At 67.2% G+C, this 23,889-nt stretch carries 26 protein-coding genes and 1 tRNA gene; 13 read left to right on the forward strand and 14 right to left on the reverse strand.

Annotated features, from left to right (window positions below; genetic code table 11):
* The first annotated feature begins 60 nt into the window (after positions 1 to 60).
* The 3 genes from argJ to Bsp3421_RS32375 are packed head-to-tail and all read left to right on the forward strand — an operon-like array spanning position 61 to position 2,622.
* Positions 61 to 1,302, forward strand: a complete 1,242-nt coding sequence (argJ, locus tag Bsp3421_RS32365; protein ID WP_274001038.1) for a bifunctional glutamate N-acetyltransferase/amino-acid acetyltransferase ArgJ — start codon at positions 61 to 63, stop codon at positions 1,300 to 1,302.
* Positions 1,303 to 1,321: 19 nt separating this feature from the next.
* On the forward strand, positions 1,322 to 2,191 hold the full coding sequence (locus tag Bsp3421_RS32370; protein ID WP_274001040.1) for an ATP-binding protein: 870 nt from the start codon (positions 1,322 to 1,324) through the stop codon (positions 2,189 to 2,191).
* Positions 2,188 to 2,622, forward strand: coding sequence for an NUDIX domain-containing protein (locus Bsp3421_RS32375; RefSeq protein WP_274001041.1), 435 nt, complete (start codon positions 2,188 to 2,190; stop codon positions 2,620 to 2,622). The genes Bsp3421_RS32370 and Bsp3421_RS32375 overlap by 4 nt, the downstream gene beginning before the upstream one ends.
* Before the next feature lie 32 nt (positions 2,623 to 2,654).
* Here the strand turns inward: Bsp3421_RS32375 and Bsp3421_RS32380 are convergent, their stop codons facing one another.
* The 7 genes from Bsp3421_RS32380 to Bsp3421_RS32410 form a co-directional block, all read right to left on the reverse strand.
* A complete protein-coding gene (locus Bsp3421_RS32380) occupies positions 2,655 to 2,858 on the reverse strand; it encodes a DNA gyrase inhibitor YacG (protein WP_252984390.1) in 204 nt (67 codons plus the stop codon).
* Between the two features lie 34 nt (positions 2,859 to 2,892).
* Positions 2,893 to 3,648 carry a cell division protein ZapD gene (gene zapD / locus Bsp3421_RS32385; protein ID WP_274001042.1) on the reverse strand — a complete coding sequence of 252 codons (756 nt, stop codon included), beginning with the start codon at positions 3,646 to 3,648 and terminating at the stop codon, positions 2,893 to 2,895.
* 126 nt (positions 3,649 to 3,774) lie between these two features.
* Complete coding sequence (gene coaE, locus Bsp3421_RS32390) at positions 3,775 to 4,383, reverse strand: dephospho-CoA kinase (RefSeq protein ID WP_274001043.1); 609 nt, start codon at positions 4,381 to 4,383, stop codon at positions 3,775 to 3,777.
* A 4-nt stretch (positions 4,384 to 4,387) separates the two neighbouring features.
* Positions 4,388 to 5,299 (reverse strand): prepilin peptidase, encoded by a 912-nt coding sequence (locus Bsp3421_RS32395; RefSeq protein ID WP_274004433.1) that lies wholly within the window; start codon positions 5,297 to 5,299, stop codon positions 4,388 to 4,390.
* 45 nt (positions 5,300 to 5,344) lie between these two features.
* Entirely contained in the window at positions 5,345 to 6,559 is a 1,215-nt protein-coding gene (locus Bsp3421_RS32400) for a type II secretion system F family protein (protein ID WP_274001045.1), read from the reverse strand.
* The gene (locus Bsp3421_RS32405; RefSeq protein WP_274001046.1) at positions 6,556 to 7,809 is read right to left on the reverse strand and encodes a GspE/PulE family protein; all 1,254 of its coding nucleotides are present in this window, start codon (positions 7,807 to 7,809) and stop codon (positions 6,556 to 6,558) included. Before Bsp3421_RS32405 ends, Bsp3421_RS32400 begins: the two co-directional genes overlap by 4 nt.
* An 83-nt stretch (positions 7,810 to 7,892) precedes the next feature.
* On the reverse strand, positions 7,893 to 9,188 hold the full coding sequence (locus Bsp3421_RS32410) for an HlyC/CorC family transporter (RefSeq protein ID WP_274001047.1): 1,296 nt from the start codon (positions 9,186 to 9,188) through the stop codon (positions 7,893 to 7,895).
* A gap of 532 nt (positions 9,189 to 9,720) precedes the next feature.
* On the opposite strand from Bsp3421_RS32410, the gene Bsp3421_RS32415 reads away from it, so the two are divergent.
* Complete coding sequence (locus tag Bsp3421_RS32415) at positions 9,721 to 10,065, forward strand: H-NS histone family protein (protein ID WP_274004434.1); 345 nt, start codon at positions 9,721 to 9,723, stop codon at positions 10,063 to 10,065.
* 91 nt (positions 10,066 to 10,156) lie between these two features.
* Here the strand turns inward: Bsp3421_RS32415 and Bsp3421_RS32420 are convergent, their stop codons facing one another.
* From Bsp3421_RS32420 to Bsp3421_RS32430, 3 genes are all read right to left on the reverse strand, one after another.
* The gene (locus Bsp3421_RS32420) at positions 10,157 to 11,182 is read right to left on the reverse strand and encodes a DUF6538 domain-containing protein (RefSeq protein WP_274001048.1); all 1,026 of its coding nucleotides are present in this window, start codon (positions 11,180 to 11,182) and stop codon (positions 10,157 to 10,159) included.
* Between the two features lie 131 nt (positions 11,183 to 11,313).
* Positions 11,314 to 11,390: transfer RNA gene (locus Bsp3421_RS32425), tRNA-Pro, on the reverse strand.
* Between the two features lie 30 nt (positions 11,391 to 11,420).
* The gene (locus Bsp3421_RS32430) at positions 11,421 to 12,413 is read right to left on the reverse strand and encodes a polyprenyl synthetase family protein (RefSeq protein ID WP_274001050.1); all 993 of its coding nucleotides are present in this window, start codon (positions 12,411 to 12,413) and stop codon (positions 11,421 to 11,423) included.
* Positions 12,414 to 12,632: 219 nt separating this feature from the next.
* Between Bsp3421_RS32430 and rplU the strand changes: the two genes are divergently transcribed.
* The 4 genes from rplU to proB all read left to right on the forward strand — a co-directional run bounded on the left by rplU (position 12,633) and on the right by proB (position 15,705).
* Entirely contained in the window at positions 12,633 to 12,944 is a 312-nt protein-coding gene (gene rplU, locus Bsp3421_RS32435) for a 50S ribosomal protein L21 (RefSeq protein WP_111484783.1), read from the forward strand.
* Between the two features lie 24 nt (positions 12,945 to 12,968).
* Entirely contained in the window at positions 12,969 to 13,232 is a 264-nt protein-coding gene (rpmA, locus tag Bsp3421_RS32440) for a 50S ribosomal protein L27 (RefSeq protein ID WP_274001052.1), read from the forward strand.
* 149 nt (positions 13,233 to 13,381) lie between these two features.
* Positions 13,382 to 14,494 (forward strand): Obg family GTPase CgtA, encoded by a 1,113-nt coding sequence (gene cgtA / locus Bsp3421_RS32445; protein WP_274001054.1) that lies wholly within the window; start codon positions 13,382 to 13,384, stop codon positions 14,492 to 14,494.
* Positions 14,495 to 14,586: 92 nt separating this feature from the next.
* Positions 14,587 to 15,705, forward strand: a complete 1,119-nt coding sequence (gene proB, locus Bsp3421_RS32450; protein ID WP_274001055.1) for a glutamate 5-kinase — start codon at positions 14,587 to 14,589, stop codon at positions 15,703 to 15,705.
* A gap of 85 nt (positions 15,706 to 15,790) precedes the next feature.
* Here the strand turns inward: proB and Bsp3421_RS32455 are convergent, their stop codons facing one another.
* Positions 15,791 to 16,348: a CNP1-like family protein gene (locus tag Bsp3421_RS32455; RefSeq protein WP_274001057.1), complete on the reverse strand. Its 558-nt coding sequence runs from the start codon at positions 16,346 to 16,348 to the stop codon at positions 15,791 to 15,793.
* Between the two features lie 78 nt (positions 16,349 to 16,426).
* Complete coding sequence (locus Bsp3421_RS32460) at positions 16,427 to 17,074, reverse strand: RNA pyrophosphohydrolase (protein WP_274001058.1); 648 nt, start codon at positions 17,072 to 17,074, stop codon at positions 16,427 to 16,429.
* A gap of 219 nt (positions 17,075 to 17,293) precedes the next feature.
* Between Bsp3421_RS32460 and Bsp3421_RS32465 the strand changes: the two genes are divergently transcribed.
* Positions 17,294 to 19,030: a proline--tRNA ligase gene (locus tag Bsp3421_RS32465; RefSeq protein WP_274001059.1), complete on the forward strand. Its 1,737-nt coding sequence runs from the start codon at positions 17,294 to 17,296 to the stop codon at positions 19,028 to 19,030.
* Between the two features lie 31 nt (positions 19,031 to 19,061).
* Positions 19,062 to 19,664: a MarC family protein gene (locus Bsp3421_RS32470; protein ID WP_274001061.1), complete on the forward strand. Its 603-nt coding sequence runs from the start codon at positions 19,062 to 19,064 to the stop codon at positions 19,662 to 19,664.
* Between the two features lie 94 nt (positions 19,665 to 19,758).
* Here Bsp3421_RS32470 and Bsp3421_RS32475 read toward each other — a convergent pair whose 3' ends face one another.
* Both Bsp3421_RS32475 and ffh read right to left on the reverse strand, forming a co-directional pair.
* Positions 19,759 to 20,310, reverse strand: coding sequence for a hypoxanthine-guanine phosphoribosyltransferase (locus Bsp3421_RS32475; protein WP_274001062.1), 552 nt, complete (start codon positions 20,308 to 20,310; stop codon positions 19,759 to 19,761).
* Positions 20,311 to 20,401: 91 nt separating this feature from the next.
* A complete protein-coding gene (ffh, locus tag Bsp3421_RS32480) occupies positions 20,402 to 21,769 on the reverse strand; it encodes a signal recognition particle protein (protein WP_274001063.1) in 1,368 nt (455 codons plus the stop codon).
* 87 nt (positions 21,770 to 21,856) lie between these two features.
* Here ffh and Bsp3421_RS32485 point away from each other — a divergent pair, with 87 nt between their 5' ends.
* Genes Bsp3421_RS32485 through ampD form a run of 3 tightly spaced genes read left to right on the forward strand, consistent with a single transcriptional unit; the run spans position 21,857 to position 23,668 of the window.
* On the forward strand, positions 21,857 to 22,756 hold the full coding sequence (locus tag Bsp3421_RS32485) for a cytochrome C assembly family protein (RefSeq protein ID WP_274001064.1): 900 nt from the start codon (positions 21,857 to 21,859) through the stop codon (positions 22,754 to 22,756).
* Positions 22,757 to 22,769: 13 nt separating this feature from the next.
* Positions 22,770 to 23,081: a PP0621 family protein gene (locus tag Bsp3421_RS32490; RefSeq protein ID WP_274001065.1), complete on the forward strand. Its 312-nt coding sequence runs from the start codon at positions 22,770 to 22,772 to the stop codon at positions 23,079 to 23,081.
* Entirely contained in the window at positions 23,078 to 23,668 is a 591-nt protein-coding gene (gene ampD, locus Bsp3421_RS32495; protein WP_274001066.1) for a 1,6-anhydro-N-acetylmuramyl-L-alanine amidase AmpD, read from the forward strand. The genes Bsp3421_RS32490 and ampD overlap by 4 nt, the downstream gene beginning before the upstream one ends.
* Positions 23,669 to 23,889 lie beyond the last annotated feature (221 nt).

Genomic DNA, 23,889 nt, shown 5'->3' on the forward strand with positions numbered 1-23,889 from the left:
TCCGTTCAATCCTGCGATGCCGGCCCGGGCCGGCATCGCGCTTTCCGGCAGGTGTTTCACATGGCTGTGAACTTCCCCCCGATCGATCCCGCGCAACTGCATCCCGTCGCCGGCGTCACGCTGGGCTGGGCCGAGGCCCGGATCCGCAAGCCGAATCGCAAGGATGTCCTCGTCGTGTCCGTCGAAGACGGCGCGACCGTCGCGGGCGTGTTCACCGAGAATCGCTTCTGCGCCGCGCCGGTGACGGTCTGCCGCGAGCACCTGGCCAAGGTGCGCGCCGGCGGCGCCGGCATCCGCGCGCTCGTCGTCAATACCGGCAACGCGAATGCGGGCACGGGCGAGCCGGGTCTCGCGCATGCCCGCGAGACCTGCGAGGAACTCGCGCGGCTCGCCGGCCTCGAGCCGGCGCAGGTGCTGCCGTTCTCGACCGGTGTGATTCTCGAGCCGCTGCCGATCGAGCGCCTGATGGCGGGCCTGCCCGCCGCGCTGGGCAGCCGGGCGGGCGCGCACTGGTATGAAGCCGCGCAGGCGATCATGACCACCGACACGCTGCCGAAAGCCGCGTCGCGGCAGGTGACGATCGACGGCCACACGGTCACGCTGACGGGCATCAGCAAGGGCGCCGGGATGATCAAGCCGAACATGGCGACGATGCTCGGCTTTCTCGCCTTCGATGCGGCGGTCGCGCAGCCGGTGCTCGATACGCTCGTGAAGGAAGTGGCGGACCGTTCGTTCAACTGCATCACGATCGACGGCGATACCTCGACCAACGACTCGTTCATCCTGCTGGCGTCGGGCAAGTCGAGCCTGCCCGCGATCACCTCGACCGCGTCGCCCGCCTATGCGGCGCTGCGCGACGCCGTCACCGAGGTCGCGCAGACGCTGTCGCAGCTGATCGTGCGCGACGGCGAGGGCGCGACCAAGTTCATGACCGTGCAGGTCGAGGGCGGCCGCGACGTCGCCGAATGCCGGCAGATCGCCTACGCGATCGGCCACTCGCCGCTCGTGAAGACCGCGTTCTACGCGTCGGACCCGAATCTGGGCCGGATCCTCGCGGCGATCGGCTACGCGGGCGTGACGGATCTCGACGTCGGCACGATCGACCTGTATCTCGACGACGTGCTCGTCGCCAAGGCGGGCGGGCGCAACCCGGCCTACCAGGAAGAAGACGGCCAGCGCGTGATGAAGCAGAGCGAGATCACGATCCGGGTGCTGCTCGGTCGCGGCGACGCGCAGGCGACCGTGTGGACCTGCGATCTGTCGCACGACTACGTGAGCATCAACGCCGACTATCGCTCGTAAGCGTCGCGAGGACCCCCGGATGGACAAGCTCGATCAATTCCTGGCGCGCGCGGACGCGCTCCTCGCCCGCGTGGAGGCGCTGTTGCCGCCGTCGCCCGCCACGATCGACTGGAGCGCGGCCCACGCGTTCCGCTGGCGCAAGCGCCAGGGGCGCGGCTATCTCCAGCCGGTGCCGGCGGTGTCGGCGATCGCGCTCGACGACCTGCAGAACATCGATCGCCAGAAGGGCCTGATCGAGCGGAACACGCGCCAGTTCGTGCAGCGCAAGCCCGCGAACAACGTATTGCTGACGGGCGCGCGCGGCACCGGCAAGTCGTCGCTGATCAAGGCCTGCCTGAACGCCTATGCGGGCGACGGCCTGCGCCTCATCGAAGTCGACAAGGACGACCTGCACGACCTCGGCGACATCGTCGACCTGATCTCGGCGCGTCCGGAACGCTTCATCGTGTTCTGCGACGACCTGTCGTTCGAGGAAGGCGAGTCGGGCTACAAGGCGCTCAAGGTCGCGCTCGACGGCTCGGTGGCCGCGCAGTCGGACAACGTGCTGATCTACGCGACCTCGAATCGCCGGCACCTGCTGCCCGAGTACATGAGCGACAACGAGACCTACAAGCACCTGCCCGACGGCGAGATCCATCCGGGCGAGGTGGTCGAGGAGAAGATCTCGCTGTCGGAGCGTTTCGGGCTGTGGGTGAGCTTCTACCCGTTCAAGCAGGACGATTACCTGGCGATCGTCGGCCATTGGCTGCGCCATTTCGGCTGCGGCGGCGACGAAGTCGAGGCGGCGCGCGGCGATGCGCTCGTGTGGGCGCTGGAGCGCGGGTCGCGTTCGGGGCGCGTGGCATGGCAATTCGCCCGCGACTGGTCGGGCCGCAAGGAGAATGCATGACCGAAGGATCGAAGCCGGCCGCGCCGGACGGCCGCAAGGTGACCGAGGTGGCGGTGGGCGTGCTGGTGCAGCCGGACGGCCGCTACCTGCTCGCGCAGCGGCTCAAGGGCAAGCCGTATGAAGGCTACTGGGAATTCCCGGGCGGCAAGCTCGAAGCGGGAGAAAGCGTCGAGGAGGCGCTCGCGCGCGAGCTGCACGAGGAACTGGGCATCGTCGTGACCGAGAGCGCGCGCTGGCACACGCTCGAACACGATTATCCGCACGCGTACGTGCGGCTCTACTTCTGCAAGGTGACGGGCTGGACGGGCGAACCGCACAGCCGCGAAGGGCAGGCGTTCGTCTGGCAGCGGCTGCCGGTCGAGGTCGCGCCGCTGCTGCCGGCGGCCCTGCCGGTGCTCGAACGGCTCGCGCAGGACGAGGCGCGCCGGTAAGCGGCGCCGCGCCGCCGCGCGATGCGGCGGCGTCAGTTGTGCCGGTCGTCCGGTTCGGACGACGGCGTTTCCTCGGACGACGGCTCGTCGTCCGTCGTCCCGATCCGGTACTTTTCCGCGGCCCAGGCGCCGAGGTCGAGCTGCTTGCAGCGGGCCGAACAGAAGGGACGGAAGCGATTCTCGGGCGTCCAGCGCACTTCGGCGCCGCAGGACGGACATTTCACGACGGTAGTCATACGAAAGAAAAACGGTCGGTGCGGCGCGAGGCCGCTACAGGTTGCAAAGCGTGAGCTGGAACGGCACGTCGATATCGACCGCGCGCGGCCGGACGTCGCCATCCTGCACGGTGAAGCGCACCCACAGCATGTATTTGTTCGCGCTGGCCTCGGGAATCACGCGCAGCTCGGATGGCACCCTGACCTGCATGAGCTGGTAGGAGCGGCCGGACAGCATCTGCTGATAGCTGCCCTGCATCGCCATCACCTTCGACGCCTGGCCGGATTCGCGCGCGAGGCGCAGCACGATCGTCGCGGCGTCGCGCAGCGGCAGGAGCGGCATCGCCCATTTCGCGATGTCGTGGCGGCGCTGCTCGGCCGGCCATTGCTGCCATGCGTAATAGGACGGGAGGTCGAACTTGCAGGTGCCGCCGGGAATCACCGCGCGGCTGCGAATGCTGGCGAGCCATTCGTTGTCGGTCAGATGCTGGCCGGTCTTGCCCTGCATCTGCGCGAGATGCGCGAGCGTCTGCTCGATCTCGCCCAGCACGGCTTCGAGTGCGTTCTGCTCGATGCCGGGATTGCCGCGAAACGGCGTGAGTGTCTGGCGCTGGCGTTCGAGTTCCTTCATCAGATCCGATTTCAGATCCGCGCGGCCGGCGACCTCGGCGATTTCGAACAGCGTCGTCAGCGCGACATGGTGCTCTCTCGCGTCTTCTTGTGCCATGAAGAACGCGAAGCGCTCGAACAAATCTTCGAGACGCAGCAGCGTGCGGATTCGTTCGTTGAACGGATACTCGTAAAGGATCAAGCGCGCATGCCTCTCGCGATGGGGGTGACGGAACTGCAGGACATTCTAATGCCCGCGACCTACCCTAGCAATCGCGCCTTTTCGGGCCGCATGCGCCGCATGGCGCGCAACAAGCTGACGGCCGCGTCAGTTTGTGGCGGCGGCGTACGCGAGATAGCGCTGGTGCAATGCCGCGACGCGCGCCGCGAGTTGCGCGCGCGGCGCGTCCTCGTTGACGATCACGTCATCGGCCGCGGCGAGCCGCGCGGCGCGCGTCGCCTGGCGTGCGACGATCGCTTCCACCTGCGCGCGCGCGAAGCCGTTGCGCTGCATCACGCGGCGGATCTGGGTCTCGACTTCGCAATCGACGACGAGCACGCGCGCGACGCGCGCCCGCCATGCACCGGATTCGATCAGCAGCGGCACCACATAAACGAGATAGGGCCCCTGCGCTGCGCGCGCCGCGTCGTCGGTGGCGGCGCGGATCAGCGGGTGCGTGATCGCTTCGAGCCGGCGGCGCGCGGGTTCGTCGCTGAACACGAGTGCGCGCATCTTCGCGCGATCGAGCGCGCCGTCGGGCGTCACGAAGCCGGGCCCGAACTCGCGCGCGATGTGCGGCATCGCAGCGCCGTGCGGCGCGGTGATCCGGTGCGCGATCTCGTCGGTATCGACGAGCGAGGCGCCCTGTTCGCCGAACAGGTCGGCGACGGTCGTCTTGCCGCTGCCGATGCCGCCTGTCAGTCCGATCGAATACATGCGGTCAGCCTCCGAGCACGAGATAGAACGGGGTGCCGGCGAACAGCGTGGCCACGCCGCCGAGCGCGAGGAACGGGCCGAACGGCAGCGGTTCCTCGAAACGCATCCGGCCGCGCCAGGTGGCGATGAGCCCGATGGCCGCGCCCGCGACCGCGGAGATCAGCACCACCTGCGGCAGCGCTTCCCAGCCGAGCCAGGCGCCCAGCGCGGCGAGGAGCTTCAGGTCGCCGTAGCCGATGCCCTCGATGCCGCGCAGCCATTTGAACAGCCAGAAGATGCCCCACAGGAACAGATAGCCCGCGATCGCGCCGATCACGGCTGCGTGCAGGTTCGCGAAGGTGCCCCACAGATTGACGGTGAGCCCGGCCCACAGCAGCGGCAGCGTCAGCGAGTCGGGCAGGAAGCCGGTCTGGATGTCGATCGCGCTCATCGCGAGCAGCGTCGCGCACAGACCGAACGCGGCGAGCGCCGCGCCGCCCGGGCCGAACACCGCGAGCGACCCGGCCGCGAGCGCGCCGCTCGCCAGCTCGACGAGCGGGTAGCGCGCCCCGATCGGCGCGCGGCATTGCGCGCAGCGGCCGCGCAGCGCCAGGTAGCCGAGCACCGGCACGTTCTCCCATGCGCGCAGCACATGGCCGCAATGCGGGCACGCGCTGCGCGGCACCCACAGGTTGTAGCGCGCGGGCAGGCCGTCGTCGGGCTCGACGGGCTCGCCGGTCGCCTCGCCGATTTCGGCCTGCCAGGCGCGCTTCATCATGATCGGCAGGCGGTGCGCGACGACATTGATGAAGCTGCCGATCACGAGCCCGAGCATGATCGCGAAGCCGTAGCGGAATCCGGCCGGCAGCGCGGCGAAGGCGGCCAACGGCCCGCTGGCGGGCGCGAACGGGTCGGCGTAGAGCGGCGTGAAGATCATCGATGAAAGGGCCATGGCAAATAGGAGACAGATTCGGCTGCGATGCTACACCACGTTGCCGAGCTGGACGATCGGCAGGTACATCGCGATCACGAGCGCGCCGACCAGCGCGCCCAGCACCACGATCACGAGCGGCTCGCACACGCTCGCGAGCAGGTCGATGCGCTCGTCGACCTGACGATCGCACAGGGTCGAGATATCGACCAGCATTGCATCGAGCGTGCCGGTTTCCTCGGCCACGCCGATCGGCTGGACCACCGGATCGGGAAAGCAGGCCGCGGCGCGCATCGCATTCGCGAGTCGTTCGCCGCGCTGCAGCCGCCGCGCGATATCGGCCGTGGCCTGATCGAAGACCGGATTGCCGCTCGCCTGCGCGAGCGACGCGAAGGCGTCGACGAGCGGCGTGCCGGCGCCGAGCAGGGTGCCGAGCGCGCGGCTCCAGCGGGCGGCGGCGAGGGTGCGCAGCAGCGGCCCCGCGAGCGGAATCCGCAGGGCGAGCCGGGCCGCGGCGAGCCGCGCGGCGGCCGAGCGCCGCCGTGCGTGACCGGCGGCGACGACGGTGAGCGCCGCCCCGAGCGCGGCGGGCGGGCCCCAGCGCGCGAGCCCGCCCGACAGCGCGAGGACGATGCGTGTCGGCGCGGGCAAGGTGGCGCCGAAACCTTCGAAGATCTGTGCGAAGGTTGGCACGACCCACAGCAGCAGCGCGGCGGTGAGCGCGCACGCGAACGACAGGACCGCGCCGGGGTAGGCGAGCGCCGCGCGCACCCGGCTGCGTTGGGCCGCTGCGCGTTCGCGGTCGTCGGCGAGGCGCGCGAGCACGGTGGCGAGCGTGCCCGATTGCTCGCCGATCAGGATCAGTTGCCGGAACAGGGGGCCGAATTGCCGCGGATAGCGGCGCAGCGCGTCCGACAGCGGGCGGCCCGCGACGATGTCGCGCCCGAGCCCGTCCGCGATGCGCGCGATGCCGTCGCGCGCGGTGGCCTGCGCGAACAGGTCGAGCGCCGGCGCGAGCGGCAGGCCCGCCTGCAGCAGGCTCGCGAGCTGGCGCGCGAAGCGGGTGACGTCGTGTGCGCGCACGCGCGGGGGCGGCGCGGCCCCGCGCGCTTCCAGCGCGACCACGGTGATGCCGTCGCGCCGCAGCGCGGCGCGCGCGCTGCCCGGCGTCGCGGCGATCAGGGTGCCGCGTCGCCGTGCGCCATCGACGCCGAAGCCCGACCAGCGAAAGCGCGATTCGAGCGGGGGCGGCTCGGGCGCGCTCATGGCGCCGCCGTGGCCGCAAGCGCTTCGCTGAGGCTCGTCGAGCCGTCGGCGACGCGCGCGAGCGCCGCGTCGCGCAGCGAGCGCATGCCGTCGTCGCGGGCCTGGCGGGCGAGCGCGTGATGGCTCGCGCGCGCGACGATCAACTCGCGCAGCGCGGGCGACAGCGGCATCACTTGATGGATGCCGATGCGTCCCCGGTAGCCGATGCCGTGACAGGCCGCACAGCCGACCGCGCGGAACGGCCGCCAGCCGGCCGCCAGCGCGGCGGCGTCGAGGCCGGCTTCGCGCAGCGCGGCGGGCGGGGCGTCGGATGGCGTGCGGCAGCCGGTGCAGAGCTGCCGCAGGAGCCGCTGGGCGGTGGCGAGGTGCAGGGCGGCGGCGAGGTTGTAGGGCGCGACGCCGATGTCGAGCAGGCGGGTGATCGCGGCGGGCGCGTCGTGCGTGTGCAGCGTCGAGAGGACGAGGTGGCCGGTTTGCGCGGCCTTGAGCGCGACGTCGGCGGTTTCGAAGTCGCGGATCTCGCCGACCATGATCACGTCGGGATCCTGGCGCAGCAGCGCGCGCAGCGCGACGGCGAAGGTGAGCCCGGCCTTGTCGCGCACGCCGACCTGGTTGACGCCGTCGAGCTGGATCTCGGCCGGGTCCTCGACCGTGCAGAGGTTGCGCGAGGTGTGGTTGAGCCGCTGCAGGAAGCTGTAGAGCGACCGTGTTTTGCCGCTGCCGGTCGGCCCGGTGACGAGGACGAGCCCGTGCGGCGCATCGAGCGCGGCCTCGATCGCGCGTGCGCCGGCCGGCGCGATGCCCAGCGCGGGCAGCGACAGGACGGCGGGCAGCGTGTCGAGACGGCGCAGCACGAGCTTTTCGCCGTACAGCGTCGGCAGCGAGCTGACGCGGTAGTCGCCGCGCTGCCCGGGCGCGAGCGCGAGACGCAGGCGGCCGTCCTGGGGCACGCGGCGCTCCGCGATGTCCATGCGCGCGAGCACCTTGACGCGCGTGACGACTGCGTCGCGCAGGTGCGCGGGCGGATGCGCGAACTCGTGCAGCACGCCGTCGATGCGGAGCCGCACGCGCCAGGCGTGCTCGGACGGTTCGAGATGGAGATCGGATGCGTTGCGCTGGTGCGCGGCCTGCAGCAGGCCGGCCAGCAGCGCGACCGCCGGCGCGTCGTCGGCGCGCGCGGCGGCGGCCTGAACCGGATGGAGGGAGGGCGTGGCCGGCGAGGCGGCCGGCGCGAACGGAATGGACGACATCGGAACCGGCCTCGCGGCCGCCTGCTGGGGGCGATGCGTCGATCATCGCGCGCGTGCGCCGCGCGCGGCAGTCGGCCGTTCGGTCAGGCGCGCAGCGTGCGGCCGGCGCGCGGCGCGCGCGGCTTGAAGAGCTTGACCGTGCGCACGGCCTGGTCGTCGCTGCGCATCACCTCGAGCATCACGTCGCCGATCTTCAGGCATACGTCGTCGTCCGGGATCTCCTCGAGCACTTCGAGGATCAGGCCGTTGAGCGTCTTCGGGCCGTCGGTGGGCAGGCTCAGGCCCAGCCAGCGGTTCAGCTCGCGCAGCGGCATGCTGCCGGACACGATGCATTCGCCGTCGGCGTTCCAGCCGCCGTTCGCGCCTTCGGTGCGCGGCATCGACGTGGTGAACTCGCCGATCAGTTCCTCGATGATGTCCTCGGGCGTGACGAGCCCTTCCAGTTCGCCGTACTCGTTGACGACGAGGGCGGTGCGCTGGCGGCTTTCCTGGAAGTACTTGAGCTGCTGGAACACCGGCGTGCCGGACGGCACGTAGTATGGCTCGGCGAGCAGCTCGCGCAGCGTCTCGCGGTCGAAGTCCTGGTTGTGCAGCGCGGTCAGCGTCTTGCGCACGTGCAGCACGCCGAGCACCTTGTCGATGTCGCCTTCGTAGACCACGAGGCGGTTGTGATAACAGGTCTCGAGCTGGTGCAGGACGTCGTCGAGCGGCGCGTAGAAGTTGAGCGACTCGATCTGACGGCGCGGGATCATCACGTCGTCGACGGTGATGTTCTCGAGGTCGAACAGGTTCAGCAGGATGCTGCGGTGCTGGGTCGGCATGAAGCTGCCCGACTCCAGCACGACGGTGCGCAGCTCCTCGGCCGACAGCCGCTGGTCGCGGGCGCCCTTGGTATTGATGTGCAGCAGCGCGAGGATCGCGCCGGCGAGCGCATTGACGAACCACACGAGCGGCATCAGGAGGCGCATCAGCGGCGCGATCACGACGCTGGCGGGCAGCGCGATCCGCTCGGGAAAGCTCGCGCCGACGATCTTCGGGGTGATTTCCGCGAACACGATGATCAGGAACGCAACGAGGCCGGTCGCGATCGACAGCACGAAGTTGTCGCGGCCGAAGGTATGCAGCGCGATCGAGGTGGTCAGGACCGGGATGATCGTGTTGAGCAGGTTGTTGCCGATCAGGATCACGCTCAGCAGCTGGTCGGTGCGCGCGAGCAGCCGCTGCGTCGTCTTGGCGCCGAGTGCGCCCTGGCTCGCGAGATGTTTCAGCCGATGGCGGTTGAGCGCCATCATCGCCGTTTCAGAGATGGAGAAGAAGCTGGAGCAGAGGAGAAGCAGGAAGACGGCGCTGATTTGCGCCCATAAGGGAATTTGGTCCACGCGTCAGGTCAGTGCAGGCAGTGAAGGGCAGGAATGGAAAGGAACTATAGCAGAGGGGCGGGAGTGGATTGTGTCACGCGGGCCACGTCCCCTGAGCACCGGAAACAAAAAAGCCGTCCAGATCGCTGGACGGCTTTTTCAAGGCCGGATGGGCTAAGCCGCAATTATAACACTCGGCGAACGAAGCGTGCGATTGGCCGGCGTTGGGGGGCGTTGACCACTGTTGTGGTAAAAGGGGATGGATGGCCATGTTGCTGCCGCGTGATCAGGCTTCAGTTCGTCATATCGCCTAGCTGCGATGTTGATCTACAGGTTGTTCAGATTTCCGACTGCCATAGGCAATTCGCTTCTCGTTCAGTTCTGCATGCTTGAAGCTCCGGAAGCCGGTTCGGCAGATGTGGAGCGACGGTCATGTCGGGTTGCGGCGTAGCCGTGCCTTCATCAATCAGGTATCTATTGTCGAGGGCCAACAGTGACGACTTTCCAAGAACTACAAAACCAGATCCGGCAATTGCAGCAACAGGCGGAGACGATGCGGAGGGAGCAGGCAAGCGTGGTCATTGCCGAACTTCGCGCTGCCATCCTCGAATTCGGCATTACGCCCGACGACGTATTCGGCGCACGGGCAAAACTGGTCCGGCGCTCTACGAGAGGTCGCGCCATTCAGAAGTACCGTGATCCATTGTCAGGAGCGACATGGAGCGGGCGCGGGCGAGTGCCCCGATGGATTGCCGGCCGTAACCGTGAGGACTTCCTCATTGCCCCCGGGCCCAGTAGCCGGCTCGCTCATTGCCGCTACATGCCGCAGCGAACTCAAAGCGCGGCAGCCCGGAGATACTCCGATGAGCGGGTCTTCGGGCATTCATGCGTGTACTGACCTCTCGGTAGACCAGATCAATGGTTGCAGATCACATCAGCCGGTGTCGATCCGGACTAGATGGCCTAGGAGCGCGAAGGAGATCGAGGTGTCAGGGCGTTCCCACGGAAAATCTAAACACGTTTCCACTGTCCGGGGCCTCGAAGAGTAGGCGCGTGGCCTCGCCTGTCGGCACGAACACCCCGTCGGCTATTTTGTAGTAGCGCGAAATCACTCCGATTCGGCTCTTGTCAGTGGCGTTGGTCAGATAATCATTGGCCGGAAACGCAATGCCATTGCTGCCAGTGCGGACCAGCGCCTTGCAAGATGCGAACAAGCTCGCCAAGTGGTACACCGCCGCTCTCTTCGGGGCAGTTGGATTGACGATTAGGTACACCTGCTTGTAGCGGTCGTACTCTCCGGACCCATTGGCGACACCTTCGAGGCAAATAAGCGGCTTCGCATCCCTCTGTTTGACCGAGATATAGACGTTGAAGCCGGTGGGTGGGATGGTGCCCGAGCTGGATTCGCCCTGAAACGTCACCGCATCCTTGAATGCATGTCTGACGCCATTCAGTTCGAAGAAGCCATCCCCAATGACGATGGACATCTTTCTGCCGCCCACGGTCGTATCCAACTCGACCTCCAGGCCATCCTTCTCGTCATAAAACGAAGACTCGAAACCTTCCTTGGTGGCCTTGTGAAAGATCGCATTCGGAAGGGAGGTGTAGTACGAGTCGTAGCCATCAAATATCTTGGCGTCGCTGGCGCACGCGGCGGATGCCAAAAGCGTGAGAGCCGCAGCACAAAGAAGGGATCCAGTTCTCATTTGTAGGGTAGGCATCCAGTTGCCTTGACGTAATCGGGGTTGTGGGTCCAGAAACGGCACGATCGGGGCAGGTTGATCCTTCGCCCTGAGCGCATCGAATTTCCGTTGCCACTCCGCGATGATCTCGTGCGCCCGCGTGCCGGCTTCGGCGCGATTGCTCGTTCTGAGGCTCGCGCGGAAAGCGTCGGCCTTCGGCTTGCCGGTCTTCGGGTTGCGGAAGTGTTGCTGAAGGTCTTTGGGTACGCCGATCCGCAGTTGGAACACGGATGAGCCAGGGCGCAGATGGACGCCGGAGGGAAGGGATGCCAAGTCAGTCACTCCCCGCATTTTCGCACGGTGGAATTGACACACCAAACTGGCACACCCAGAAACGAGAAAGCCCGGAAAGCTTTGCCAGACAAGAGATCTCTTTATCTGACAGGCTTTCCGGGCCTTAAATCTGGTCGGGGTGAGAGGATTCGAACCTCCGGCCTCTACGTCCCGAACGTAGCGCTCTACCAGGCTAAGCTACACCCCGATTTGGACTCTTTCGTCGCTTCAGTCTCGTTCAAGACTGCCGTGACGTCGAGTAAGAGCATAATTCTAGCAGGCTATTTTTAAAGATGGAAGAGGGAAATGAAGAAATTGCTTCAGCGGCTGCCTGAGCCTCTTGCCGTGCGCATTCCAGCGTATGGTCGAGCGCGCCCGAACGCGTGATCGCGTCGAAGATCGTGTCGAAGCGGTCGGTGCCGCCCTGTTCGATCGCTTCGCGCGCGAGCGCCGCCTGTTCCGGCGTGCCGCGCTCGATCAGATAGATGAGCGGCAGGGTCGGCTTGCCTTCGCGCAGGTCGTCGCCGGCGTTCTTGCCCATCGATTCCGCGCTGCCCGTGTAGTCGAGCCAGTCGTCCATGATCTGAAAGGCGGTGCCGATGCGGCGGCCGTATTCGGCGGCCGCGGCCTCGGTCGGCGCGTCGGCGCCCGCGAGCACCGCGCCGAGCCGGGCCGAGGCCTCGAACAGCTTCGCGGTCTTGTAGCGGATCACCTGCATGTAGCGGGTCTCGTCGACGTCGGCGTCGTGCATGTTCAGCAACTGCAGCACCTCGCCCTCGGAAATGATCGTCGTGGCTTCCGACAGGATCTCCATGATGCGCATCTTGCCGACGCCGACCATCATCTCGAACGAGCGCGAATACAGGTAGTCGCCCACGAGCACGCTGGCCGCGTTGCCGAACAGCGCGTTCGCGGTCTTGCGGCCGCGCCGCAACTCCGATTCGTCGACGACGTCGTCATGCAGCAGCGTGGCGGTGTGGATGAACTCGACGACGGCCGCGAGCGTGTGGCGATGCGCCGTGCTGTCGCCAAGCGCGCCGGCCACGAGCAGCAGCAGCGCCGGACGCAGCCGCTTGCCGCCCGCTCCGATGATGTACTCGGCGATCTGGTTGATCAGCAGCACGTCGGACGCGAGGCTTTGCCGGATGACGCGATTCACCTGTTCCATATCGCTGGCGATCGGAGCGAGCAGGTGGGCGGCGCTGAGGGAAGGGGTGGCGGTCGACGACATGATGATGAAAATGGGTAGTGCGGCGGATTATAAGGCGAATCACCCGTTCACCGGGCTGTTGCGCGCGCGGCGCCCGCGCGCAGTCCCATTCCCCGGCCCCCGCCGAGGGCCGGGGAATGGGAGCCGTCGGCAGGTTTTGACCTCGGTGCTAACTCTATGTATAATCACGCGTTTTCCGTGCGTGGTGCGCGGAAAAATAGATCCAGAGTGAGGTTCTCAATGTACGCGGTCATAAAAACCGGCGGCAAGCAGTACAAGGTTGCCGTTGGCGAAAAATTGAAAGTAGAACAGATACCGGCAGACATTGACGCTGAAATCACGCTCGACCAGGTTCTCGCAGTGGGCGAAGGCGAATCGATTAAGTTCGGTACGCCGCTGGTCAGTGGGGCTTCCGTCAAGGCTACCGTCGTATCGCACGGTCGTCATGCCAAGGTCACCATCTTCAAGATGCGTCGCCGGAAGCACTACCAAAAGCACGCTGGCCACCGCCAGAACTACACCGAGCTGCGCATCGACGCGATCAACGCGTAAGCGCCTCGGGCAAGGAGCAAACAGATGGCACACAAAAAGGCAGGCGGCTCTTCCCGGAATGGCCGCGACTCCGAGTCGAAGCGTCTCGGCGTGAAGGTGTACGGCGGCCAGGCAATCAACGCCGGCGGCATCATCGTGCGTCAGCGCGGTACGCGCATGCATCCCGGCGACAACGTCGGCATGGGCAAGGACCACACGCTGTTCGCACTGGTCGATGGTCACGTGACGTTCGGGACCAAGGGCGCAGACAAGAAGCACATGGTCAACGTCGTTCCGGTCGCTGCCTAAGTCAGGCAGCCCGGGCTTCGAAGCCGAAAGGCCCCGCAGCTTTGGCGGGGCCTTTTTCATTGGCGCGCCCGCAGGCGCGCTTCCGCGACCGATTGGTCAAGCACGGCGGCTCGCGGCACAATATCTGGAAATACTGGACGGAGTAACGAATGAAGTTCATTGACGAAGCGCGAATCGAAGTCATCGCCGGCGACGGAGGCGATGGCAGCGCGTCGATGCGCCGCGAGAAATTCGTTCCGTTCGGCGGACCGGACGGCGGCGACGGCGGGCGCGGCGGCAGCGTGTACGCGATCGCCGATCGCAACATCAACACGCTGATCGACTACCGCTACGCGAAGAAGCACCTCGCGCGCAACGGCGAGAACGGCCGCGGTTCCGACTGCTACGGCAAGGGCGGCGACGACATCACGCTGCGCATGCCGGTCGGCACCGTGATCACCGACATGGACACGGGCGAGCTGATCGCCGACCTGACCGAGCACGAGCAGAAGGTGCAGGTCGCGCAGGGCGGCGCGGGCGGCCTCGGCAACCTGCACTTCAAGTCGAGCACGAACCGCGCGCCGCGCCAGAAGACCGAGGGCAAGCCCGGCGAACGCCGCATGCTGCGCCTCGAGCTGAAGGTGCTGGCCGACGTCGGCCTGCTCGGCATGCCGAACGCGGGCAAGTCGACCTTTATCTCGTCGGTGTCGAACGCGAAGCCGAAGATTGCCGATTATCCGTTTACGACCCTCGCGCCGAATCTCGGCGTGGTGCGCGTCGGTCCGAGCAAGAGCTTCGTGATCGCCGATATTCCGGGCCTGATCGAAGGCGCGGCGGAAGGCGCGGGGCTCGGTCACCAGTTCCTGCGTCACCTGCAGCGCACCGGCGTGCTGCTGCATCTGGTCGATCTCGCGCCGTTCGACGAGAGCGTCGACCCGGTCGCGGAGGCGAAGGCGATCGTCGGCGAGCTGCGCAAGTACGACGAGGCGCTGTATGAAAAGCCGCGCTGGCTGGTGTTGAACAAGCTCGACATGGTGCCCGAGGACGAGCGCCGCGCGCGGGTCGCCGATTTCGTCGAGCGCTTCGGCTGGCAAGGCCCGGTGTTCGAGATCTCGGCGCTGACCGGGCAGGGCTGCGAGAACCTCGTCTACGCGGTGTACGACTACGTGGCGGCCCATTCCGACGCGCATCGCGCGGCGGAGGCGGAAGACCTCGCATCCGACGTGCGTTTCCGCGACGAGCCGGGCGCGGCCAAGCCCGATGCGGAGCCGGACGCCTCCTGACCCGATCGTCCGCGGCACGTCCTGACGGCCCGCGCCGGCCAGGCGGGCGGTTGCCCGATTCAATCGCGCATCATCCAAGGAGACCAAGCACGATGCGTTCGATCATTGCCGATTCGAAGCGGCTGGTAGTGAAAGTGGGGTCCAGTCTCGTCACCAACGACGGACGGGGGCTCGACCATGCCGCGATCGGCCGCTGGGCCGCTCAGATCGCCGCGTTGCGCGCGAACGGCAAGGAAGTCGTGCTGGTGAGTTCGGGGGCGATCGCCGAGGGGATGCAGCGTCTCGGCTGGAGCAAGCGGCCGCGCGAGATCGACGAATTGCAGGCGGCGGCGGCCGTCGGGCAGATGGGGCTCGCGCAGGTCTACGAGAGCCGTTTTGCCGAGCACGGCATCCGCACCGCGCAGATCCTGCTCACGCACGCCGACCTGGCCGACCGCGAACGCTACCTGAACGCACGCTCGACGCTGCTGACGCTGTTGCGGCTGGGCGTCGTGCCGATCATCAACGAGAACGACACGGTCGTCACCGACGAAATCAAGTTCGGCGACAACGACACGCTGGGCGCGCTCGTCGCGAACCTGATCGAAGGCGACGCGCTCGTGATCCTCACCGATCAGTCGGGTTTGTTCACCGCGGATCCGCGCAAGGATCCGGCCGCGACGCTGGTCGCCGAGGCGAGCGCGGGCGCGCCGGAACTCGAGGCGATGGCGGGCGGCGCCGGTTCGAGCCTGGGCCGGGGCGGGATGCTGACCAAGATCCTCGCCGCGAAGCGCGCGGCGCACAGCGGCGCGAACACCGTGATCGCGAGCGGCCGCGAGGCGGACGTGCTGGTGCGGCTCGCGGGCGGCGAGGCGATCGGCACGCAGCTGATCGCGCGCACGGCGCGGCTCGCGGCGCGCAAGCAGTGGATGGCCGATCACCTGCAGGTGCGCGGCCACGTCGTGATCGATGCGGGCGCGGTCGACAAGCTGACGGCGGGCGGCAAGAGCCTGCTGCCGATCGGCGTGGTGGCGGTGCAGGGCGTGTTCGCGCGCGGCGAGGTGATCGCCTGCGTCGACGATGCCGGCCGCGAGGTCGCGCGCGGGCTCACCAATTACAGCAGCGCCGAGGCCAAGCTGATCCAGCGCAGGCCGAGCGGCGAGATCGAGTCGGTGCTGGGCTACATGCTCGAACCCGAGCTGATCCATCGCGACAACCTCGTGCTCGTCTAGCGGCGCGCAGGCGAGCGTCGGCGCGACACGAAAAAAAGCCCGCATGCTAGTGCGGGCTTTTTGCTGGCGCAGCCGGTTTTGCGCTTCAGCGGATCTGGTTCAGCGCGGTGCGGTGATAGCGGATGTTCTCGATGATCGTCGCGGTCTTGCCGAGCGGCATCTTGTTCGCGCAGAAGTAATCCTGGTAGAGCGCCGCGTGGTACGCGTTCAGCTCGCCGTTCTCGATGCGCCGCCAGTCGTTCTCGACGGTGCGGTCCCAGCCGTCGTGGTCGGCGTTCAGGCTCGCGTACTGGCGCCATTCGTAGGTGTCGCAGCGAATCCCTTCGTAGTTCACGTTGCGCGCGCCGGCCGGGCTCGTGACGACCACCGTGTAGCGCACCACGCCGTCGGTGCCGACCTCGAGCGACTTCGCGTCGACGGCGAACGCGAGCGGGGTGTTCTGCGAGACGTTGAAAGGCAGCAGATTGCCGTTCTGCGGCAGGGGCGGGAGGGAGTCGACCTTGTTCTCGGTCCACTGGGGCTGGCGGTCGAGAAGGTAGACGAACGCGCTGTCATCCTTGTTGGACGGGGTGTTCGAGTGCGCGCAGCCGGCCAGAACCGCGACCGCGGCGACCGACGCCACGGCGAGAGCCATCGCTTTCAATATGCATTCCTCGTAAAAAAGGGCGCGGCATTGGCGCCGCGCCCGGTCATGCAGGTTCAACTCGATTGGGCCCGCGCGTCAGTCGCGCAGGGTCAGCCGGGGCGGTTCGTCCAGCGTGTTCGCGCCGATCTCGACTTCGGAACAGATCACCGTCGTGTCGATCACGGTCACGCTCACATCGACCGCCAACGCATCCGCATCGTGCGGCGCATGGGAGCCGCGCGGATGGCGCGGCTTGTCGGGCCGCTGCGCCGGTCGGCGCAGAAAACGCGACAGTTCCGTCAACGCCAGCTGATACACATCCCGCTTGAACTCGATCACCGCGTCAAGGGGTACCCAGTACTCGTTCCAGCGCCATGCATCGAACTCCGGATGATCCGTCGCCCGCAGGCAGATGTCGCAATCGCGGCCAACCATGCGCAGCAGGAACCAGATCTGTTTCTGCCCGCGATAATGGCCGCGCACCTCGCGCTTGATGAACTTGTCAGGCACCTCATAACGCAACCAGTCGCGTGTGCGGCCGATCACCTTGACGTGTTCCGGATGCAGCCCGGTTTCCTCGTGCAATTCCCGGTACATCGCCTGCATGGGGGTCTCGCCATACTTGATCCCCCCTTGAGGAAACTGCCAGGAATGCTCGCGGAGCCGCTTGCCCCAAAACACCTCGTTGCGCGCGTTCAAGAGGATGATGCCGACGTTCGGGCGAAAGCCTTCACGATCCAGCATACAACCACCTTCGAATCCTTTAAAATTGCTTTGATTATAAACAGATAACGGGCGCCGCGCACCGGAACGGAGCGATTCCGGGCGGGGTGCGTCAACTAAACTGTCCCCGAATTGTCTGTCAGTCGTCTGCGCCATCGTCGTTCGTCGCGCGCAGCCTTTAATCCTTCTTGGCCTTTTTCGGGCGGCTCCCGTGGAGCCGCCGTTTTTGGAACCCTTCGCATGAAAGCTTCCCGTTTCTTCATCGGCACCCTGAAAGAAGCACCCGCCGACGCCGAGATCGTCAGTCACAAGCTGATGATGCGCGCCGGCATGATCCGCCGCGTCGCCGGCGGCATCTATAACTACCTGCCGGTCGGCCTGCGTTCGATTCGCAAGGTCGAGGCGATCGTGCGTGAAGAAATGAACCGGGCCGGGGCGATCGAGCTTCTGATGCCCGCCGTGCAGCCCGCGGAGTTGTGGCAGGAGTCGGGCCGCTGGGAGCAGTACGGCCCCGAGCTGCTGCGTTTCAAGGATCGCAAGCAGAACGATTTCGTGATTGGGCCGACGCACGAGGAAGTGGTCACCGATATCGCGCGCAACCAGATCAAGAGCTACCGGCAGATGCCGGTGAACTTCTATCAGATCCAGACCAAGTTTCGCGACGAGATCCGGCCGCGCTTCGGCGTGATGCGTGGCCGCGAGTTCATCATGAAGGACGCGTACTCGTTCGACAAGGACAGCGACGGCCTGAAGGCCTCGTACCAGAAGATGTACGACGCCTACGTGCGGATCTTCACCCGCCTCGGCCTCGAGTTCCGCGCGGTGGCGGCCGACAACGGCTCGATCGGCGGCAGCGGCTCGCATGAATTCCACGTGATCGCCGAGACCGGCGAGGACGCGATCGCCTACTGCCCGACCTCCGCGTTCGCCGCGAACGTCGAGGCGGCCGAGGCGCTGCCGCTGCTCGCGAGCCGCGCGGCGCCCGCCGAGGCGATGCGCAAGGTCGCGACGCCCGGCAAGGCGAAGTGCGAGGCGGTGGCCGACCTGCTGGAGATCCCGCTCGATCGCACCATCAAGTCGATCGTGCTCGCGACCGACAACGAAGGCGCCGAGCCGACGATCTGGCTGCTGATGCTGCGCGGCGACCACGAGCTCAACGAGATCAAGGCGGGCAAGCAGCCCGGCCTCGCGGGCTTCCGGTTCGCGACCGAGCAGGAGATCGTCGAGTGGTTCGGCACGCCGCCGGGCTACCTGGGGCCGGTCGGCACGAAGAAGCCGGTGCGCGTGATCGCCGACAGCACGGTCGCGAACATGGCCGACTTCGTGGTCGGCGCGAACGAGGTGGATTACCACATCGCGGGCGTGAACTGGGGCCGCGATCTGCCCGAGCCGACCGTCGCCGACCTGCGCAACGTGCGCAAGGGCGATGCGTCGCCCGACGGGCAGGGCGTGCTCGACATCTGCCGCGGGATCGAGGTGGGCCACGTGTTCCAGCTCGGTACCAAGTATTCGAAGGCGATGAACGCGACCTTCCTCGACGAGTCGGGCAAGCCGCAGCCGATGGAGATGGGCTGCTACGGGATCGGCGTGTCGCGGATCCTCGGCGCGGCGATCGAGCAGAACTTCGACGAGCGCGGGATCATCTGGCCGGAGGCGATCGCGCCGTTCGAGGTCGTGCTGTGCCCGATGGGCTACGATCGCAGCGACGCGGTGCGCGAAGCAGCCGACGCGCTCTACGCGGCGCTGGCGGCGGCCGGCGTCGACGTGATCCTCGACGATCGCGGCGAGCGCCCGGGCGTGATGTTCGCCGATTGGGAGCTGATCGGCGTGCCGCACCGTCTCGTGATCGGCGAGCGCGGCCTGAAGGACGGCAAGCTCGAGTACCAGGGCCGCCGCGACGCGGAAGCGACGCTGCTGCCGGCCGAGACCGCCGCGGCCGCGGTCATCGACAAGGTGCGCGCGGCGCTCGCGCACTGAGCGTCAGCGGCGCTCGCGACCCGGAGGCGGGATGGAATACAACTTCGTGTCGGCGACGGTGCTGCTGCTCCTCATCACCGATCCGCTCGGCAACATCCCGCTGTTCATCGCGGCGTTGCGGCAGGTGCCGGCCGAGCGGCGGGTGCGGGTGATCCTGCGGGAAGTGGCGATCGCGTTCGTGATCCTGCTGTTCTTCATGCTGATCGGCGATCGCTTCCTGCGGATGATGAGCCTCACCGACCTGTCGCTGCGGCTCGGCGGTGGCATCGTGCTGTTCCTGATCGCGCTGCGGATGATCTTTCCCCATCCGGACGGCGCGCTCGGCAACGATCCGCGCGCGGGCGGCGAGCCGTTCATCGTGCCGCTCGCGATTCCCGCGCTGGCCGGCCCGTCCGCGCTCGCGACGGTGATGCTGCTGACCTCGCAGGCGCCCGGCAAGACGCTCGAATGGGCGGGCGCGCTGACCGTGACGATGGCGGCCTGCGCGATCGTGCTGGTGCTCGCGGAGCGGATCCAGACGTGGCTCGGCGAGCGGACGGTGATGGCCTTCGAACGCCTGATGGGGCTCGTGCTGGTGGCGATCTCGGTCGAGATGCTGCTGGCCGGGATCCGCGCGTTCGTGCATCAGCTGTAGCGTTCCCGGTGCGGTTTCCATGCAAGAACGGCTCGCGCAGGCGAGCCGTTCTGTTTTCGGGCGTGGGCCGGTCGGGTGCCGGCCGCGTGGCGCGTCAGGCGCCCGCGGTCAGCGCGCGGATCGTCGGCAGGTTGCGCCAGTAGCCCTTCGCGTCCATCCCGCAGCCGAATACGTAGCGGTCCGGCACGGCGAAGCCGCAGAAGTCCGGATGCAGCGGCTTCGATTTCGCGAGGGTCTTCTCGCACAGCACGGCCGACAGGAAGCGCTTCGCGCCCATGTCGAGGATCCGGTCGCGGATCGCGGCCATGGTCTCGCCTTCGTCGAGGATGTCGTCCAGCACGAGCACGATGCGGTCCTTGACCGATTCGCGCGGCGCGACGCGCCACTGCATCTCCGGGCTGCCCTGCGTGGTGTTGCGATAGCGGGTCAGATGGATGTAGTCGAACTCGAGCGGGAAGTCGAGGTGGGGCAGCAGCATGCCGGTGAAGACCGCCGCGCCGCCCATCACCGACAGCACGAGCGGGAATTCCTCACCGACCTGGCCGCGGATTTCCTCGGCCATCTTGCCGATCGACGCGTTGACTTCGTCGGCGGAGACGATCTCTTCGGAATGTTTGAAAATGTGGAGGGCTTCTTCGCGATTCATGGTTCTGGCGAGCAGTCTGGGTACAAATAAGAATGAAACAAAAACGGCGGCGCGCGGCCTAGCATAAACCCGCGCGCCGGGTCGGTGGCGCTCAGCGCATGCCGGGCATCATGCCTTTCAGGCCGCGCATCATTTTCTGCAGGTTGCCGCCCTTCAGCTTCTTCATCATCGTACGCATCTGGTCGTACTGGTTCAGCATCCGGTTGACTTCCTGCACCGGCACGCCGGCACCCGCGGCGATGCGGCGCTTGCGGGTCGCCTTGATCAGTTCCGGCTTCGCGCGCTCGGTGGGCGTCATCGAGTTGATGATCCCCTCCATGCGGCGCATCTGCTTTTCGGCCTGGCCCATGTCGGCGCCCGACGCGGCCTGCTGGAACTGGGCCGGCAGCTTGTCCATCAGCGACGACAGCCCGCCCATGTTCTTCATCTGGGAGATCTGGGCGCGGAAGTCGTTCAGGTCGAAGTCGCCGCCCTTCTTGACCTTGTCGGCGAGCTTCTGCGCGGCCTGCACGTCGACGCCGCGCTGCGCTTCCTCGACCAGCGCGAGGATGTCGCCCATGCCGAGGATCCGGTTCGCCATCCGGTCCGGGTGGAACACCTCGAGGCCGTCGAGCTTCTCGGCGACGCCGACGAACTTGATCGGCCTGCCGGTGATGTGCCGCACCGACAGCGCCGCGCCGCCGCGCGAATCACCGTCGAGCTTGGTCAGCACGACGCCCGTGAGCGGCAGTGCGTCGTTGAAGGCCTTGGCGGTATTGACGGCGTCCTGGCCCAGCATCGCGTCGACCACGAACAGCGTCTCGGCGGGCTTCAGCAGCGCGTGGAGGGCGCTGATCTCCTGCATCATCGCTTCGTCGATGCCGAGCCGGCCGGCGGTGTCGACGATCAGCACGTCGTGGTAGTGGCGCTTCGCCCAGTCGACCGCGGCGTGCGCGATGTCGACGGGCTTCTGGTCGGGTTCGGACGGGAAGAAGTCGGCGCCGACCTGCTCGCTCACCGTCTTCAGCTGCGCGATCGCGGCCGGGCGGTAGACGTCGCAGGAGACGGTCAGCACCTTCTTCTTGTACTTCTCGCGCAGCAGCTTCGCGAGCTTGCCGACCGTGGTGGTCTTGCCCGCGCCCTGCAGGCCGGCCATCAGGATGATCGCGGGCGGCGTGACGGCGAGGTTCAGCTCGACGGCCTTGCCTTCGTAGTCGCCGCCGATCACCGCGGTCAGTTCCTTCTGGACCACGCCGACGAGGGCCTGGCCCGGCGACAGGCTGCCGACCACGTCCTCGCCGAGCGCCTTTTCCTTGACCTTCGCGATGAATTCGCGGACCACGGGCAGCGCGACGTCGGCTTCGAGCAGGGCGAGCCGCACTTCGCGGAGCATCTCCTGGGTGTTCGCCTCGGTGAGGCGGGCTTCGCCGCGCAGCGTCTTGACGACGCGCGCCATCCGTTGGGTGAGATTGTCGAGCATGGGGAGCGATGGACAGTGGGGCCCGAAGGCGCGAGCGGGGCGCAAGGCGAGCCGTCGCGGGCAGGGGGCCTAGTGTAAACTTCGAACATGGATATTGTACTGTATGCCCTCACTGCGTTCCTCTATGGCGGCCTGGCCGTGGCCGGCTGGCGCGCCCACCGCCAGGACGGCGGGTCGCCGCTCGTCGCGAACGGGCCGGCCGGCGCGCAGGCGGCGCGCGTGTCCGCCGCCTCGGGCATGAGCGGCGCCGGGCGCGCGCTCCTGTTCGTCGCGCTGGTCGCGCACGGCGTGCTGCTGCACACGACGATCTTCCCGCGCGACGCGATGGTGTTCGGTTTCGCGTTCGCGCTGTCGGCGATGTTCTGGCTCGGCGCGGGGATCTACTGGATCGAGAGCTTTTTCTTCCCGCTCGACGGGCTGCGGCTTCTCGTGATGCCGCTTGCCTGCGCCGCGTCGCTGCTGCCGCTCGTGTTCGGCGGCGTGCGCGTGCTGCCGTACGCGGCCGCGCCGCTCTTCAAGACGCACTTCCTGATCGCCAACATCGCCTACGGGCTGTTCGCGATCGCGGCGCTGCACGCGGTGCTGATGCTGATGGTCGAGCGCCGCCTGCATGCGCCGCGCCGCGACCAGCTTGGCGACGGCGGCTGGCTGGCCGGCTGGCTCGAGACGCTGCCGCCGCTCCTGACGCTCGAGAAGCTGCTGTTCCGCCTGATCGGCGCGGGTTTCGTGCTGCTCACGCTGACCCTCGCGTCGGGCATCCTGTTCAGCGAGCAGCTCGAGGCGCGCGCGCTCAAGCTCGATCACAAGACGGTGTTCGCGCTGCTGTCGTGGCTGATGTTCGGCGGGCTTCTGGTCGCGCGCAAGCTGTCCGGCTGGCGCGGCCGCGGGGCCGCGCGCTGGGTGCTCGTTTCGTTTGCCGCGCTGCTGCTCGCGTATGTCGGCAGCCGGTTCGTGTTCGAGGTGCTGCTGCACCGCTCCGTGGTTTGATGGTTTGATTGCGATGCGACAAATTTTCCTGCTGATACTCCTGTTCTTCGCGAGCACCTGGGTGGCGCGCAAGATCCGCCAGGCCCAGGCGCGCGGTGAGCGTGCCGGGCCGTTCCCCGGCGCCGGCCGCCCCGAGGGCGCGCCCGGCGAGCGCGAGGCCGGCGCCGCGCGCGCCGGCACGGCGCTCGCCGAACCGATGGTCCGCTGCGCGGAGTGCGGCGTGCACGCGCCCAAGGGCGACGCGGTGGCCGCGGGCGGCGCGTTCTATTGCAGCGCGGAACACGCCGCCCGCCATGCGGCGCGCACGGGCCGCGACGCGCGATGAGCGCGGCGCCGAGTCTAGCGGTTGACGCCGACGGTTGGGTAAACGGCGCGCAGCGCGTGCCGTCGCCCAATTTCGAGGCGCGCCCGGAAGGCGCGGTGCCGAGCCTCGTGGTGATCCACAACATCAGCCTGCCGCCCGGCGAATTCAACGGCGATGCGATCGTCGACCTGTTCCTGAACCGGCTCGACTGCGACGTGCACCCGTATTTCGACGCGCATCTGCGCGGCGTCAGGGTTTCCTCGCACTTCCTGATCCGCCGCGACGGCGCGCTGCTGCAGTTCGTGTCGTGCGACGAGCGCGCGTGGCATGCGGGAACGTCGAATTTCTTCGGCCGCGTGCGCTGCAATGATTTCTCGATCGGCATCGAACTCGAGGGCGCCGACGACATCGCGTTCGAAACGCCGCAATACGAGACGCTCGCGCGGCTCGCGCGCGGCCTCGCGGCCCGCTATCCGGTCGATGCGTTCGCCGGCCACGCCGACATCGCGCCCGAGCGCAAGACCGACCCCGGGCCGCACTTCGATTGGCAACGTTTCGCTGGCGATGCCGGCTTCGCGGCCGGATACTTTCCCTATCGGAAGGATTGAGCGAGCGGCTTTTTGACGCGCGTCGGCCGCTTTCCCAGGCCCTGCCTTGCCGCGTCCGAGCGTGTGCGATGTCAATAGGTCCGGCGCAAATATTTCCTTTTGAGATGCCGGGAAGCTCCACTATACTTGGTGTGAGTTGAGCGGTTTCTCACTAGATATAGTGTACGGCGCAGGAAGCATTTACCGCTTCCGCGCAGCACCCGGCAGGCCTTGCCGGTGCG

The sequence above is a fragment of the Burkholderia sp. FERM BP-3421 genome (assembly GCF_028657905.1).
GTDB lineage: Bacteria > Pseudomonadota > Gammaproteobacteria > Burkholderiales > Burkholderiaceae > Burkholderia.

Excerpts from the sequence above, each read along its gene's own strand:
- Bsp3421_RS32475 (WP_274001062.1), bottom strand. The coding sequence starts at position 20,310 with ATGAATCGCGAAGAAGCCCTCCACATTTTCAAACATTCCGAAGAGATC.
- Bsp3421_RS32400 (WP_274001045.1), bottom strand. The coding sequence starts at position 6,559 with ATGAGCGCGCCCGAGCCGCCCCCGCTCGAATCGCGCTTTCGCTGGTCG.
- Bsp3421_RS32465 (WP_274001059.1), top strand. The coding sequence starts at position 17,294 with ATGAAAGCTTCCCGTTTCTTCATCGGCACCCTGAAAGAAGCACCCGCC.
- proB (WP_274001055.1), top strand. The coding sequence starts at position 14,587 with ATGCGTTCGATCATTGCCGATTCGAAGCGGCTGGTAGTGAAAGTGGGG.
- ampD (WP_274001066.1), top strand. The coding sequence starts at position 23,078 with ATGAGCGCGGCGCCGAGTCTAGCGGTTGACGCCGACGGTTGGGTAAAC.
- Bsp3421_RS32485 (WP_274001064.1), top strand. The coding sequence starts at position 21,857 with ATGGATATTGTACTGTATGCCCTCACTGCGTTCCTCTATGGCGGCCTG.
- Bsp3421_RS32380 (WP_252984390.1), bottom strand. The coding sequence starts at position 2,858 with ATGACTACCGTCGTGAAATGTCCGTCCTGCGGCGCCGAAGTGCGCTGG.
- argJ (WP_274001038.1), top strand. The coding sequence starts at position 61 with ATGGCTGTGAACTTCCCCCCGATCGATCCCGCGCAACTGCATCCCGTC.
- rpmA (WP_274001052.1), top strand. The coding sequence starts at position 12,969 with ATGGCACACAAAAAGGCAGGCGGCTCTTCCCGGAATGGCCGCGACTCC.
- Bsp3421_RS32405 (WP_274001046.1), bottom strand. The coding sequence starts at position 7,809 with ATGTCGTCCATTCCGTTCGCGCCGGCCGCCTCGCCGGCCACGCCCTCC.
- coaE (WP_274001043.1), bottom strand. The coding sequence starts at position 4,383 with ATGTATTCGATCGGACTGACAGGCGGCATCGGCAGCGGCAAGACGACC.
- Bsp3421_RS32470 (WP_274001061.1), top strand. The coding sequence starts at position 19,062 with ATGGAATACAACTTCGTGTCGGCGACGGTGCTGCTGCTCCTCATCACC.
- Bsp3421_RS32430 (WP_274001050.1), bottom strand. The coding sequence starts at position 12,413 with ATGTCGTCGACCGCCACCCCTTCCCTCAGCGCCGCCCACCTGCTCGCT.
- cgtA (WP_274001054.1), top strand. The coding sequence starts at position 13,382 with ATGAAGTTCATTGACGAAGCGCGAATCGAAGTCATCGCCGGCGACGGA.
- Bsp3421_RS32375 (WP_274001041.1), top strand. The coding sequence starts at position 2,188 with ATGACCGAAGGATCGAAGCCGGCCGCGCCGGACGGCCGCAAGGTGACC.
- ffh (WP_274001063.1), bottom strand. The coding sequence starts at position 21,769 with ATGCTCGACAATCTCACCCAACGGATGGCGCGCGTCGTCAAGACGCTG.
- Bsp3421_RS32490 (WP_274001065.1), top strand. The coding sequence starts at position 22,770 with ATGCGACAAATTTTCCTGCTGATACTCCTGTTCTTCGCGAGCACCTGG.
- Bsp3421_RS32415 (WP_274004434.1), top strand. The coding sequence starts at position 9,721 with ATGCGGAGGGAGCAGGCAAGCGTGGTCATTGCCGAACTTCGCGCTGCC.
- Bsp3421_RS32460 (WP_274001058.1), bottom strand. The coding sequence starts at position 17,074 with ATGCTGGATCGTGAAGGCTTTCGCCCGAACGTCGGCATCATCCTCTTG.
- Bsp3421_RS32370 (WP_274001040.1), top strand. The coding sequence starts at position 1,322 with ATGGACAAGCTCGATCAATTCCTGGCGCGCGCGGACGCGCTCCTCGCC.
- rplU (WP_111484783.1), top strand. The coding sequence starts at position 12,633 with ATGTACGCGGTCATAAAAACCGGCGGCAAGCAGTACAAGGTTGCCGTT.
- Bsp3421_RS32395 (WP_274004433.1), bottom strand. The coding sequence starts at position 5,299 with ATGATCTTCACGCCGCTCTACGCCGACCCGTTCGCGCCCGCCAGCGGG.